The organism is Rufibacter soli, from assembly GCF_054781795.1.
The window spans coordinates 206,110-220,792 of sequence record NZ_BAAGTS010000003.1; the positions used below are offsets into that span (position 1 = coordinate 206,110).

The following is a 14,683-nucleotide window of genomic DNA, read 5'->3' on the forward strand; positions in this document are numbered from 1 at the left end:
TACATGGCATTAATTAACAAGATTAGAGAAAAGTCTGGCTTCGCCATTGGCGCTATTGCCGTTGGCTTGCTTATTTTCATTGTGTTAGGTGACCTGCTGGGACCAAATTCCCGGCTGTTCGGTAACAAAATGGTGGTAGGAGAAATTGCGGGGCATGAGGTCTCTGTGCAGGAGTTTGAGGGAATGTTTGAAGAGGCTAAGAACAATTATGCCAACCAATACGGCCGTCAGCCCTCTGAGGCAGAACTGGCCTCTTTGCGTGAGCAGACCTGGAACCAACTAGTGTTCAAATATGCCTTTGAGGGCGAGTTTGACAAAGTAGGTTTGGGTATTTCTGAAGACGAGCAGGTAGACATGGTGCAGGGCCGTAACGTACACCCCGCCCTTAAGCAAATGTTCACTGACCCACAAACCGGTCAGTTCAACGTGGAGCAGGTAAAGCAGACTTTGCGTAACCTGGGCAGCATGCCTCCGGAGCAACAGGCCGCCTGGCGTAAATATGAGCAGGACCTGGCCACAGACCGTCTGCGTAACAAGTACTACAACCTGTTCTCGTTCTCTAACTACGTGACTACTGAAGAGGCCAAGCGTTTCAATGCCGAGCAAAACAGCCGCGCCAGCCTTAAGTACCTGTTCATTCCTTATTTCAGCATTGCAGACTCAACGGTAAAAGTAACCGATGACCAACTGAGCGAGTACCTGAACAAGAACAAAAAGAAATTTGAAGTAGAAGAAGGACGGTCTATTACCTATGTAACGGTTCCGGTAAGTGCTTCTAAAGAAGACAGCGCCTCTTACAGTGAAGAAACCGCTGACCTGGCGGCCCGCTTTGCCAAAACAGAAAATGACTCTCTGTTTGTGAAAGCAGAATCTGACACTCCTTTCAACGGAGCCTTTGTGCCCGCCAATGAGTTACCGGAAGAACTGAGAACCCAGACGTTAGAGCAAGGAAAGATCTACGGTCCTTTCACTCAGAACGGTCACTTTAGCTTGTACAAGATCATTGGCGTGAAAGATGGTGGTAAAGCCTCAGTACGGGCCAGCCATATTTTGATTAAGCCAGAAAGCGATAGCCCAGAAGCCAAAGCCGCGGCCAAAGCCAAAGCCCAGGACATCCTGAATCAAATCAAAGGAGGTGCCAACTTCGCCCAATTGGCGGCCCAGCATGGTACTGACGGAACTGCCTCTGTAGGCGGTGACTTAGGCTGGTTCACAGAAGGACGCATGGTGCCTGCTTTTGAGAAAGCGGTATTTGCGGCTAGCGGTCCTGGTTTGCTGCCAAACCTGGTAGAAACAGACTACGGGTACCACATCGTTAAAATCACTGAGCCTAAAACCACCAGAACGTACCAGGTAGCACAAGTATCACGTGCCCTTACGCCAAGTGACAATTCCCGTGAGTATGCCTACAGCCGGGCTGGCGCCATTGCCTCTAACAGCTCAAACCTGGAAGAATTCAACAAAGCCGTAGCCGCTGAAAAAGGTATTGCCAAAGCAGAAGCCAAACTTAGCGCTGCAGACCGCTCTGTAAATAACCTGCAGAACGCCAGAGAACTGGTGCGCTGGGCTTTCTCTGAAGACACCAAGGTTGGTGACGTGTCACACGTGATCACCATGGATGACCAATACGTGGTAGCGGTAGTAACCGGTAAGCGTGAAAAAGGAACTGCCAAGGTAGACGATGTACGTGATGAGTTAACCGCCGCCGTGCGCAATGAACTGAAAGCGAAGAAAATTACAGAGAAATTAGGTGCTGTTTCAGGTACCCTGGAGCAAGCCGCTGCCAAATACGGACCAGATGCCATTGTTCGTCCGGCTAGTGACGTGACCTTAGGTGCCGCCAACGTACCGGGGTTAGGCTTTGAGCCAGTAGCCATCGGCAAAGCCTTCGGGTTGAAGCCAGGCCAACGCACCGCGCCTATTGAAGGGGAAGGTGGCGTAGTAGTGGTGGAACTGTCCAGCATTACCCCAGCCACTCCGGTAACAGACGTGAAGGCCGTGAAGCAGCAATTACTGGGAACCCGGGCCGGACGTGTACAGAGCGCTCTATATGAGGCCGTACGCAAGAACGCCAAGGTAGAAGACAACCGCGTAAGGTTCTTCTAGAACAAAGGTTTCTTAGAGATACAGCAGGAGCCGCGCCACCAGCGCGGCTCCTGTTTTTTTTAAAGCAATCTGTTTCGGGCCTGTTTTTAGAAAAACAGGCCCGAAACGCTATATTGAATACCCGTAGAATACGTTAAGGAAGAAGAGTTTATCTGTTTGTAGCGCATCATGAAAAGATACTTTTGGTTTATATGCCTGATGGCCCTTTGGGGATGGGGAATGGCTTTACCGCCCCAGCTAAAAGCCCAAAGCATGAGCATACCGGAACAGATGGCGTTGGCCAGGGAATACCTGCGGCAAAATGATTACGCCAAAGCCGAGGTGCTGCTCAGTAAACTCATTGATCAGGACGTACAGTTCGGGTTGGTGTACCCAGACTACCTCAAAACCCTGCTGGCCCTGCGCAACTTCAAGGAGGCAGACAAATTGGTGAAAAGGGCCCAGAAGAAGTACCCCACGGTGCCCGCCTATGCTATTGATGAAGGAAAAGTGCTGCAGGCCACCGGCAACAACAGCGGCGCCGAGAAGAAATGGGCACAGATAGTACAAACGGCCACCCCAGAGAATGTCTACGGGGTAGCCACCTCTTTCCAGCAGGCAGACCTACTAGACTACGCCGAGAAAGCCTACCTGAAAGCCCGGGAATTGAGTGGCAATGAGAAGAGTTTCGCGCCGCAGCTACTGCAGCTCTACGCCTACCAACGTAAAACAGACCCGCTCATAGACGAGGTACTGCGCCAACTCAAAAACAACGCTCTCCCGCTGCCTTACGCCCAGAACATGCTGCAGAATACGCTCCGTGACGAGGAATCGCTCAACAAGCTGGAGCAGCGCCTCATGGACGCCGTGCAGGCAGACCCAGACGCCACCCCGGTGCAGGAGCTGCTCATCTGGACCCTCTTGCAGCGCAAGGACTTCGGGCCGGCCCTGCTACAGACCCGCGCGCTGGACCGCCGCACCCAAGGCGGGGGCGCCCAGGTATTGACCCTGGCAGACATCAGCCTGCAGAACAAGGATTTCGCCACCGCCATTGAGGGCTACACCTATGTGATGCAGCAATACAAGACCGGCGAGCTGTACCCCATTGCCCGCCAACGCATCATCCAGGCCCGCGAGGAGCAGGTGAAGAATACATTCCCCATTGACAAAGAGAAGATAAAGCTGCTGGCCCAAGACTATGAGGCCCTGCTCCAGGAAATGGGACGCTCTGAGCGTACCGCCGAGATCATCAAAGAACTGGGCGAACTGCAAGCCTTTTACCTGGACGCCCCGACTGAGGCCATGAAAAACCTGCAGGAGGTAATTGACATGCCCCGTGCCAACCCCAACGTAGTAGCGGAGGCAAAATTGGCCCTAGCCGACGTGTACCTGCTGCGCGGCGAGCCCTGGGAAAGCACGTTGCTTTACAGCCAGGTGGAGAAGACCCACAAAGAGCAGCCCCTTGGCTACGAGGCCAAACTGCGCAACGCGCGCCTGAGCTACTACAAAGGCGATTTTGAACTGGCCCAGAGCCACCTGGACATCTTGAAATTGGCCACCAGCCGCGAGATTGCCAATGACGCCCTGGACCTGAGCCTGCTCATCATAGACAACACTGGCATGGACACCTCGGCGGCGGCCCTCAAAGAGTACGCCGCTATAGACTTCTTGGTGTTCCAGCACAAATACCCTGAGGCCCTAGCCGCCCTGGATAAGCTGCTCACCAAATACCCCGGCCACAGCCTCACCGATGAGATCTATTTCCAGAAAGCTGAGCTGCTGCAGCAGATGGGCAAATTTGAGGAGGCCGCCCAGAACCTGCAGCTCATCATAGACAACCCCAAGTATGACATTCTCTCAGACGATGCCCTCTTCCTGCTGGCCAAACTGAACGAGGAGAACCTAAAGCAGCCTCAGAAAGCCCAGGAATTCTACGGCAAGCTCCTGGAAAAGCACCCCGGCAGCGTGTTCGTGGCCGAAGCCCGCAAGCGGCTCAGGAAATTAAGAGGCGATAAGGTGTAGGGGGAATGATGAAGTTTTAGATGATTTGATTAAAGAGCCAGGGAGGCGATCAATTCACTCATAGGAAGTAACAATCAGGTATAGGAGGATTCGATTCCTGTTTTAGAGGCGTTTTTCTGAAAACAGGCTCAAAACGGAAATCCCTTCTGCCACTTAATGATGTGGTTGAGGTAGGGGCAATCCCTTGTGGTTGCCCTTTGCGTTCCATCTGCGTTTGGGCAACCACAAGGGATTGCCCCTACTCTTACCTTCAGTTTTTTACCAAGTCACGGAAGTAAACCCGCGCCATAGAAAACCTTCTTTCAGCTTCCTCTTGCGTCAGCTACTTTCTGACTCTTTTTCCGGAAACTTTCCTTCCTCTCTTTCTCTCCTCTGTCATCTCTCTTTCTTCATCCTCCTTCCCTTTTTGTCATCCTGGAAGGACCTTGTGGGCGAACTAGAAAGGCATCAAAGCAAATGGTACTACTACTTGCTCACAAGCTCATTATATATTGACAGGAGAAGAATTTTGAAAAAAGTGAGGGTGCTAAAAAAGCTTCTTTCAGTTTTCCGTCATCACCACAATGCCTGGGTTCACTTCCCGGAGTTGCTCAATAAACTCCTCCTGGCGGTCAGGTGAAAGATAGATCTCATCCCATTTTCCGTAGTGGAGCACAATGCCTTGCAGGCCCAGCGCGGGCCGAAGGCCAGACCACAGGCGTTCGCGCTTTTTAATGATTCTGATGTCTTGGATAGGGATCCGGCCGTGCCAGGGGCCGCAGCGGTAGTAAAGATGACGGTCCGTCAGCCGGTAGTAAGTGCCAAACCAAGTCCAGAGCAGGAACCCGGTCACCAGCAATAGAAAGGCGCCCCGGGTTAGTTTTCCTGCCAGAGACGAGTCAGAGAGCACGTCTTGCGCCAACAAAACCAGCAACAGGAGAATGGTGCCCCAGATAGCCAGCCAGGAAAGCCAGCTTTTAGCGGAAGTAAACGTGATAGTGGGCATACCAATAGAGATGGACTACCCTAAGATACATCTTTTACCAAATGGCTTTGCGTTTTGGCCCTGTTTTCTCAAAAACGGGCTTAAAACAGAAACCGCCTACGCGAAGAAGAGAAACAGCAGCGCCAGGAACAGGAAAAAGGACAGGTACATAAGGCCGTCTACCAGGCCGTAGTCTTTGTATTTGTGGTAAATCTCTTTGATTCTTTTCATGGATGAAGAACTTCCGAAAGGTGAATTATTGCCTACTCAACGCTTGGTTGCGAAAAGGAGTGCCGGGTTCTGTGCCAGATTTCGTATTTTTGTCGCCTCTTAGTACAGATGAAACCGCAGCAAGACAGCCGATGCAGAAACGATGGGTAGTAAAGGAAGCGCCGGACGCCGCAAAAGTACAAAATTTAGCCGATAGCCTGGGCATAAGCCGGACCCTGGCGGGTATTCTCTGCCAGCGAGGCATCTGTACCTTTGAGGAAGCCAAAACGTATTTCCGCCCCTCCCTGCAAGACCTGCATGACCCCTTCCTGCTCAAGGACATGGACAAGGCCGTGCATAGGCTGGTAGAGGCCCTGCACCACCAGGAACGCATTCTCATCTACGGCGACTATGACGTGGACGGCACCACCTCAGTGGCCCTGGTCTTCCGCTTCTTGCAACATTTCTTCCAGGAACGCATTGAGTATTATATCCCAGACCGCTACGCCGAGGGCTACGGCATCTCCTTCGCCGGCATTGACTACGCCCAGGAGTTCGGCTTCAGCCTGATCATCTCCCTGGACTGCGGCATTAAATCCATTGATAAGATTGCCTACGCCAACGAGAAGGGTATTGACTTCATCATCTGTGACCACCACTTACCCGATGATATGCTGCCAGAGGCGGTGGCCGTACTGGACGCCAAACGCTTGGACTGCCCATACCCCTACAAAGAACTGGCCGGCTGTGGCGTGGGGTTCAAGTTCATGCAGGCCTTCTGCCTGAGCCAGGGCTTTGACCTGGAGCCGCTGTATGCCCTCCTGGACTTGGTGGTGATCAGTATTGCCGCCGACATTGTGCCCATTACCGGCGAGAACCGCATTCTGGCCTACCACGGCCTGCAACGCATGAATAGCGGCGAGCTGCTGCGCCCCGGCCTGGAAGCCCTTAAGGAACTGGCCGACCTGCGCGGTGAGCTGGACATCACGCAGATTGTGTTTGGGTTTGCCCCACGCATCAACGCCGCGGGCCGCATGGGTGATGCCAAGCGCTCGGTGGCCATGCTGCTGGCCCGCACCAAGGAAGAGGCCTTTGACATGGCGCAACGCATTAACGTCTCTAACTCAGAGCGGCGCGGCCATGATACCAGCATCACCAAAGAGGCCCTGCAGATGATCCAGGATGATGATTTCCTGCGCAACGCCCGCTCCACAGTGCTCTTCAAGGAGAACTGGCACAAAGGCGTGGTGGGCATTGTGGCCTCCCGCTGCATTGAGAAATATTACCGCCCTACCATCATCCTCACCGAGTCCAACGGCAAGGCTACGGGCTCGGCGCGGTCGGTGCACGGGTTTGACGTGCACCAGGCCATTCTGGCCTGTTCAGACCTGCTGGACCAGTTCGGCGGGCACATGTACGCCGCCGGTCTCACCTTGCCGGTAGAGAACGTGCCCGCCTTCAGGGAGCGGTTTGAGCAGATTGTGGCCAGCACCATTCTGGAGGAGCAACGCGTGCCCATGGTAGAGATTGACAGTCCGCTGGAGTTTCACCAGATCACGCAGAAGTTTTTCAACATCCTCAAGCAGATGGAGCCGTTCGGGCCGGGCAACATGGCGCCGGTCTTCGTAAGCTCCTGCGTCTATGACACCGGCTCGGCCCGTGTGGTTGGTGATGCCCACCTCAAGCTGCGCCTCACTCAAGACGGCGACATTTCCTTTGACGCCATTGCCTTCGGGATGGCCGAGTATTATCCCCGCATCCAGAAAGGTATTCCGTTTGATGTGTGTTATTGTGTGGAGGAGAATGTGTTTAGGGGGAATGTGACGCTGCAGTTGCGGATTAAGGATATTCGCTTCGCGGAGTAGCCTTCTGTTTTAAGCCTGTTTTTGGAAAAACGAGTCCAAAACAGGAGTTCTAAATCTTAGTTTGATAAAGAATACGCATTCCGTCCCCTTTGAAGGGGGTAGGGGGATGATGGGCGTGTGTTGAGTAATATGTATTAAGTAATGCGTTCCCGCCGTTATTTGTGTTTCTAGGGCCAATAATCCAGCCTGCCCTCCCATCTTCTTTTAAGCCTTTACTGTCCATTCCCTATCTGCCAAGCCTCAGGGCGGTGGTTGCGGTCTGCCCGCGTCTGTCACTTTTCTCCTTGATGAGAAAAGTAACCAAAAGAATCAAGAAGCCCCGAACTCGCTGCCGCTCAGACAGGCGGGGCTTCAGGAAGGTACCACCGGGCAAGCGTCCTCTGTTTCATAGGGAGCTTACGTCATTGCCATTTGCAAGGTCTTTGCTTGCCCCTGCCCATGCTTCGGGCTACGCATGGCGGCCCTCCGCAAGGTCCAGGGCAGATTAGCCTATTGCTGATAGGTCCGTTGCAAGGCCTTCATCGCCCTCTGGGCGGAGTTTGGGAAATGTAGGGACAGGGCTTGACCTGTCCTTGTTACCAACTGCTGTGGGCCTGTTCTTGGTATTAACGTCAAGAAACCTTGACCTCGTAGTGTGCGCGGCTCCTACGAGCGTCTTAGCTGTTTCAAGCACGTTTTTACCAAAACAGCCCTAAACCAGGATTTAGCTGTGGATAAGTTCGCAAGTGAGGAGCAGATCATGTATTTTTAAATTTCCATCCTACACAAACAACCTGAACCAGATATGAAACCCAGATTCCTTTTGGCGGGGCTTTTGCTGAGCGCTGGCGCGTTAACGGCGCAGGCCCAGACGCTAGCCAAGAAAGTCCTGACCCATGATGTCTATGACTCCTGGAAGAGCATTGAGGCAGACTCCCTCTCTAATGACGGCAAGTACCTACTCTATGGCGTGGAACCGCAGGAGGGCGACGGCGTCCTGCACCTGAGGGATTTGAGCCAGAACACGGGCAAGACCTTCGGGCGGGGCTACAAAAGCGCCTTTACAGTAGACAGCCGCTTTGCCATTTTCCAGATCAAGCCCGCTTATGCAGTTACCCGTCAGGCCAAATTGAAGAAAAAGAAGCCCGAGGAAATGCCCAAGGACTCTTTGGCGATCTATGACCTGGCCAAGGGAAGCGCGCAGTACGTGGCCCGCGTGAAATCGTACAAACTGCCCAAGCAAAGCGGCGAGTGGCTGGCTTACCAATTGGAAGCGCCGTTGGCCAGCAAGGCTGCCAAAGACACCAGCAAGACCAAAGCGGCCACGCCCGCCCCAGCCGCCACCAGACCTACGGGCAGAGCCGCCGGCCCGGACAAAAAAGAAGAAGCCTCTGAGCTGGTGCTGCGGCACCTGGGCACCGGGCAGGAATTCCGCTTTGACCGCGTCACAGATTTCCTGTTCTCAGACAAAGGCAATATGCTGTTTTTTGTACAAGCCGGAAAAGATGCCAAGAGCAAGAGCAGCGTGTTTGCGTTCAATACCTCGGCACGGAAAGCCATGCCCCTTGACAGTGGCCGCGTGACCTACAAGAACCTGGTGGCAGACAAAGCCGGCGAGCAGCTGGCCTTTGTGTCCAGCCAAGACAGCACGGGCAAAGACATACGGTATTTTCAGTTGCGGCACTGGGTAGCCAAAGATAACAAAACCCGCGTGCTGGCAGATACCGCTTACAAAGGCATGCCTGCTAAATGGATGGTGAGTGAGCACGCGCAGCTGGGTTTCTCAGACAAAGGCGACCGTCTGTTCTTCGGGACGTTCCCGCGCCCTACCCAGTATGAGAAAGATTCTACCAAGCTGGACGAGGAGAAAGTGAGCCTGGACGTTTGGACCTACCGCGATCCTTTGATCCAGCCCATGCAGTTAAAGCAGCTGGAGCGGGAGCAGAAGCGCTCCTTCCTGGCAGTGTATGACCTCAAAAGCAAGAAGATAGTGCAGCTGGCCACACTGGAGATCCCGGATGTAGCCTTGAACCCCGGCCGTACTTCTGATGTGGCCGTGGGCAGTAGCAACGTGAATTACCTGTTGAGCGTGGGCTATGACACACCTAGCCGGCAAGACACTTGGCTCATTGATCTCAAGGATGGTAGCCGGAAGCTAGCCGTGAAAGATACCCGCGGCACCCCAAGATTATCCCCGGCTGGTAAGTATCTGTACTGGTACGAGCCCGCTGACAGTTCCTGGAAAGTGATGTCGGTGAAAGCCAGTAGCCCGATGAACTTGACTAAAAAGTTGAAGGTGGCATTCTATGACGAACAGAACGACATGCCTACCTTACCCGATGAATACGGCCTCACTGGCTGGACCAAGGATGACCAGTACCTGCTGGTAAATGACCGCTATGACATCTGGCGCCTGGACCCTTCGGGCAAAGCCAACGCCGTGAACATCACAGACGGTTATGGCCGGCAGAACAACCTGCAGTTCCGGTACCTGAGCCTGAACCCCAGCCAACGGGTGATTCCTTCTGAAGACCAAATCATGCTGCGCACCCTGGACCTCAAAACCAAGGATGCCGGTTTCTACACAGACTATGTGACCAAGGCTGGGGCTCCGCAGAAAGTTATGATGCAGCCCTACAGCTTCTCCAGCGTACGCAAGGCCAAGAACAGTGACCGCCTTATCTTCCGGAAGGCCAGCTTTAAAGAATACTCTGACCTGTGGGTTACCAACACCAGCTTTAACGCGCCGCAGAAAATCAGTAACGCCAACCCGCAGCAGAATGAATACTTGTGGGGCAGCGTGGAACTGGTGAACTGGCGCTCAGATGACGGCGTTCCCCTGGAAGGCCTGCTGTTCAAACCCGAGAATTTTGACCCTAAGAAGAAGTACCCTATGCTGGTGTATTTCTATGAGCGTAACGCCGAAACCCTGCACAATTACCGCTCGCCGGCCCCTAGTGCCTCTACCATCAACATCCCGTTGTTCGTGAGCCAGGGCTACCTGGTGTTTGTGCCAGACATTATCTACAAAGACGGTTACCCCGGGGAGAGTGCCTATCACAGCATTATACCCGGCGTGCAGAGCCTGGTGGCAAAAGGCTACGTGGATGAGAAGAACATGGCATTACAGGGGCAGAGTTGGGGTGGTTACCAGGTGGCTTACTTAGTGACCCGTACCAATATGTTCAAAGCCGCTATGGCCGGAGCCCCGGTAAGCAACATGACGAGCGCCTACGGCGGAATACGCTGGGAGAGTGGCATGAGCCGTCAGTTCCAATATGAGCGCACCCAAAGCCGCATTGGCGGAACCCTTTGGGAAAAGCCCATGCAGTACATTGAAAACTCGCCATTGTTCTTCGTACCAAAGGTAGAGACCCCCTTGATGATGATGGCTAATGACAATGACGGCGCTGTTCCGTGGTACCAGGGTATTGAGATGTTCATGGCCCTGCGTCGCTTGAACAAGCCCGTGTGGCTTTTAGTGTACAACGGCGAAGCCCACAACCTGGTACAGCGCAAGAACCGCAAAGACCTCTCGGTGCGCATGTCGCAGTTCTTTGACCATTACCTGAAGGGCGCCCCAGAACCGGCCTGGATGAAGAAAGGCGTGCCTACGTTGGTGAAAGGCAAAGAGTATGGTTTGGAGTTGATTGAGGAGCCCGCCACCGCCACGCCAACGCCCGGGCAGCAACCGGCCACTACGCCCGTAAGCCAACCTAGTACCATGCGATAAGCTGTTTTAAGGCCGTTTTTCTGAAAACATGGCAAAAACGCCCGGCCCCTGAAAAGGAGCCGGGCGTTTTTTATTGCCTGAAAATTATAATTGCTTCTACTGTTTTAAGCCTGGTTTTAAAAAAACGGCCTTAAAGCTCATTGTTCTGGGCCATGGCGCCAGCAGGAGCAGGGGCAGGGGCAGCGGCCGGAACGCAGAGTTTGTTCAGAGCAGTCACATCGCCAAAGAACCAGTTAAGGTCTACCGGGGCGTCAATGCCTTTCACCGTGCCGGTCTCTGAATACTGCCAGAAAGCCATTTTGTCTTTGGGGTGGGTAATGGGCTCAGCGTTCTGGTAACGGGCAATCCAGAAGTGGTAATCTGTGAAATAGCCGCGCAGCTTGCGGTTGTAGTAAATCTGGTTGGTGTAGATAATAGGTTTCACGCCGTAGTGCTCCTCAATGGCGGTCAGCCACTGGAAGATGTCGCGGCGCAGTTGGGCATCAGAAACGTCTTGGTAGAGGGTTTCCACATCCAGCACGGGGGCCAGGTCGCCGGGGAGCAGGGTTACCGTTTTCTTGAAAATCTCTATCTGGTCTTCCACCTTCACGTCTGGTAGGTAAAAATGGTAGGCTCCCCGCTTAATGCCGTGCTTGCGGCTGTTTTCCCAGTTCCTGTCAAAGTATTTGTCCTTCAGGAAATCGCCTTCGGTGGCTTTCATAAAGGCAAACTGGATTTCGGCTTCTTTCACATGCTCCCAATTCACGTCTTTCTGGTAACGGGACACATCAATGCCATGCAGGTATTCTGAGGAAGCGAACCCTGCCGCCATTAGAAACAGGCTGGAGAGTAACAGAGTCACCGTTGCCATCAATTGGCGGGGCATGGTGTGTAAAAAAGCAAACATACGTAATCTGATCTGGTATTCTTAAGGACGTAAAAGGTAAAGCAAAAGATGAGAACCAGCAAATTTTATTGCTCATATACACCACTTTATAAAAAGAGTGCAACAATAATTTATAACCCTTTTACAATTTATGCGTAAAGCCCCCTCTTTTGCGTTACCATACCACATCTAAGGTTTATTCCTTATTTTTAGGCAATGATTTTACGTTCCGAAAACCTGTTCAAGAAATATAAGTCTCGCACCGTGGTCAATGATGTGAGCGTAGAGGTAAACCAAGGCGAGATTGTAGGGCTGCTTGGCCCTAACGGCGCCGGTAAGACTACTTCCTTCTACATGATTGTGGGCCTGGTGAAGCCAAACTCTGGGCGCATCTTCCTGGACCACGAAGACATCACCACGCTACCCATGTACCGCCGGGCCAAAAAAGGCGTGGGCTACCTGGCACAGGAGGCTTCGGTGTTCCGGGACCTCTCCGTAGAGGAGAACATCATGGCCGTGCTGGAGATGACCGACAAGAGCAAGCAGGAGCGCCGCGAGAAAGTGGAGGAACTACTGGAGGAATTCTCGCTTACCCACGTGCGCAAGAACAAAGGCGTGGTCCTCTCTGGAGGCGAACGCCGCCGTACTGAAATTGCCCGCGCCCTGGCCGTAGACCCTAGTTTCGTGCTTCTTGATGAGCCTTTTGCCGGGGTAGACCCCATTGCGGTAGAGGAAATCCAGACCATTGTGGCCAAGCTCAAGACCAAGAACATTGGTATTCTAATCACTGACCACAACGTAAACGAGACCCTCTCCATCGTAGACCGCGCCTACCTGCTCTTTGAGGGCAAGATCCTTAAATCCGGCACCGCCGAGGAACTGGCCGCCGACGAACAAGTGCGCCGTGTGTACCTTGGCAAGCATTTCGAGCTGAAGCGGAAGATCTGATTAATTGTTGATTGTTAATTGCTGATTGTTTTTTTGTAGATGGAAGAAAGAAAATATCTGCAGTTAAATGATATTGAAGCTTATAAAGCAGCTTTTAAACTCAGCAATTATGTTTGGGAAATAGTAACCAAGTGGGGCCACTTTGAGAAGGAAACGGTTGGAAAACAATTTGCCAGAGCAATTGATAGCATTTCAGCCAATTTAGCTGAAGGGTTTGGGCGATTCGGGAAGGGAGACAAGATCAACTTTTATCGGTTTGCCCGAGGCTCTGTCTACGAATGCCTTGATTGGAATGAGAAAGGCAGAATCAGAAACCTATTAACCCCGGAAGAGTACAAGCACATACTTCAAAACCTGCAGCGGTTGCCCATCTTGATCAATGGCCTCATCAAATTGACCAATGATAACCTAAAAACGTGAGCAGGTTAAAACAATCAACAACCAACAATCAACAATTTTATAGTGGAGATATTCAATTCGCTAGTGACATGGGTAATGAAGAAGAGGATACATCAGATAGACCTCTTCCGGAAGTACCCGCATGATGTGCAGAACGAGTTGTTTTCCAATCTTATCAACACCGCTAAGAATACAGAGTGGGGACAGCAATACGGTTACTCAGACAACCTGAGCGTGCGCGAATTCCAGGAACGGGTGCCTATTAGTGCCTATGAAGACCTGTACCCACACATTGAGCGCGTGCTCAAAGGCGAGCAGAATATTTTGTGGCCCAGCAAGGTAGAATGGTTCGCCAAATCATCTGGGACTACCAATGCCCGCAGCAAGTTTATTCCGGTCACCCCCGAGGCACTGGAAGAATGCCACTACAAGGGAGGCAAGGACATGCTCTCCATCTACGTGAATAACTACCCAGACACCAAAGTCTTCTCGGGTAAAGGACTTTCTATAGGGGGCAGCCACCACCCCAACGACTTCAATAGCAATACCCGCTGCGGCGACGTGTCTGCCGTGATCATGCAGAACCTGCCCATTTGGGCGGAGGCCATGCGCACTCCGCCGCTTAAGGTGGCGCTTATGGACAAGTGGGAAGAGAAGATTGAGAAAATGGTGGAGATCACCGTCAAAGAAAATGTGACCAGCCTCTCGGGCGTGCCCACCTGGACCTACGTGCTTTTGAACCGCATTCTGGAAGAGACCGGCGCCAAAAATATCATGGAGGTGTGGCCCAACCTGGAGCTATTCACCCATGGGGCCGTTGCCTTCGGGCCGTACCGCGAACTGTTCAGGCAGCTCATCCCCTCAGACAAGATGAATTACTTGGAGGTATACAACGCCTCTGAAGGCTTCTTCGGGATACAGGATGAACCTAGTCTCAAAGATGAAATGCTGCTCATGCTGGACTACGGCGTTTTCTATGAGTTTATCCCCATGGAAGAAGCAGAGCAGGAAAACCCTACGGTGCTTACACTAGACCAGGTAAAACTGGGCCAGAATTATGCGCTTATCATTTCTACCAACGCCGGCCTCTGGCGCTACAAGATTGGGGACACGGTAAAATTCACGTCCCTTGATCCCTACCGCATTAAGATCTCTGGCCGTACCAAGCATTTCATCAACGCCTTTGGTGAAGAAGTAGTGGTGGAGAACGCTGAGGTAGCTATTACCAAGGCCTGCGAAGCTACTGGCGCTACCATCACCAATTTCACGGCCGCCCCTGTCTATTTTGAGGGCAAGAGCAAAGGCGGGCACCAATGGGTAATAGAGTTCTTCCAGCAACCTTCCAGCCTGGAGCACTTTACCCACGTGCTGGACCAGACCCTGCGCAGCGTCAACTCAGACTATGACGCCAAGCGCCACAAAGACCTGGCCCTGCAGGCGCCCCTCATCACGGTGGCCCCCAAAGGCGCCTTCCTTAACTGGCTCCAGTTCAAAGGAAAAATGGGCGGCCAGCACAAAGTACCGCGTCTAGCCAACAACCGTGAGTACCTGGAAGAAATCCTGGAGGTGAATAACCTGGGGTAATAAACCCTAATTCTTAAAGTCATTTTGAG

At 52.7% G+C, this 14,683-nt stretch carries 9 protein-coding genes; 7 read left to right on the forward strand and 2 right to left on the reverse strand.

Translation table 11 applies throughout. The annotated features are described in order from the left end of the window. Positions 1 to 3: 3 nt before the first annotated feature. Positions 4 to 2,106, forward strand: a complete 2,103-nt coding sequence (locus ACYVJQ_RS14280) for a peptidylprolyl isomerase (protein WP_460893780.1) — start codon at positions 4 to 6, stop codon at positions 2,104 to 2,106. A gap of 252 nt (positions 2,107 to 2,358) precedes the next feature. After that, a complete protein-coding gene (locus tag ACYVJQ_RS14285; protein WP_460893781.1) occupies positions 2,359 to 4,107 on the forward strand; it encodes a tetratricopeptide repeat protein in 1,749 nt (582 codons plus the stop codon). A gap of 541 nt (positions 4,108 to 4,648) precedes the next feature. On the opposite strand, the gene ACYVJQ_RS14290 is transcribed toward ACYVJQ_RS14285, so the two are convergent. Then, entirely contained in the window at positions 4,649 to 5,092 is a 444-nt protein-coding gene (locus ACYVJQ_RS14290) for a PH domain-containing protein (RefSeq protein ID WP_460893782.1), read from the reverse strand. 341 nt (positions 5,093 to 5,433) lie between these two features. Here ACYVJQ_RS14290 and recJ point away from each other — a divergent pair, with 341 nt between their 5' ends. Continuing rightward, the gene (gene recJ, locus ACYVJQ_RS14295) at positions 5,434 to 7,146 is read left to right on the forward strand and encodes a single-stranded-DNA-specific exonuclease RecJ (protein ID WP_460893783.1); all 1,713 of its coding nucleotides are present in this window, start codon (positions 5,434 to 5,436) and stop codon (positions 7,144 to 7,146) included. Between the two features lie 784 nt (positions 7,147 to 7,930). Then, positions 7,931 to 10,858, forward strand: coding sequence for an alpha/beta hydrolase family protein (locus ACYVJQ_RS14300; protein ID WP_460893784.1), 2,928 nt, complete (start codon positions 7,931 to 7,933; stop codon positions 10,856 to 10,858). A gap of 130 nt (positions 10,859 to 10,988) precedes the next feature. On the opposite strand, the gene ACYVJQ_RS14305 is transcribed toward ACYVJQ_RS14300, so the two are convergent. After that, the gene (locus ACYVJQ_RS14305; protein ID WP_460893785.1) at positions 10,989 to 11,744 is read right to left on the reverse strand and encodes a glycoside hydrolase family 25 protein; all 756 of its coding nucleotides are present in this window, start codon (positions 11,742 to 11,744) and stop codon (positions 10,989 to 10,991) included. Between the two features lie 195 nt (positions 11,745 to 11,939). Here ACYVJQ_RS14305 and lptB point away from each other — a divergent pair, with 195 nt between their 5' ends. From lptB to ACYVJQ_RS14320, 3 genes are read left to right on the forward strand one after another with little or no spacing between them, the layout of a single operon-like run. Continuing rightward, positions 11,940 to 12,671, forward strand: coding sequence for an LPS export ABC transporter ATP-binding protein (lptB, locus tag ACYVJQ_RS14310; RefSeq protein ID WP_460893786.1), 732 nt, complete (start codon positions 11,940 to 11,942; stop codon positions 12,669 to 12,671). Between the two features lie 39 nt (positions 12,672 to 12,710). Further along, positions 12,711 to 13,091 (forward strand): four helix bundle protein, encoded by a 381-nt coding sequence (locus tag ACYVJQ_RS14315; protein WP_460893787.1) that lies wholly within the window; start codon positions 12,711 to 12,713, stop codon positions 13,089 to 13,091. A 42-nt stretch (positions 13,092 to 13,133) separates the two neighbouring features. Next, positions 13,134 to 14,654 (forward strand): GH3 auxin-responsive promoter family protein, encoded by a 1,521-nt coding sequence (locus ACYVJQ_RS14320; RefSeq protein ID WP_460893788.1) that lies wholly within the window; start codon positions 13,134 to 13,136, stop codon positions 14,652 to 14,654. Positions 14,655 to 14,683 lie beyond the last annotated feature (29 nt).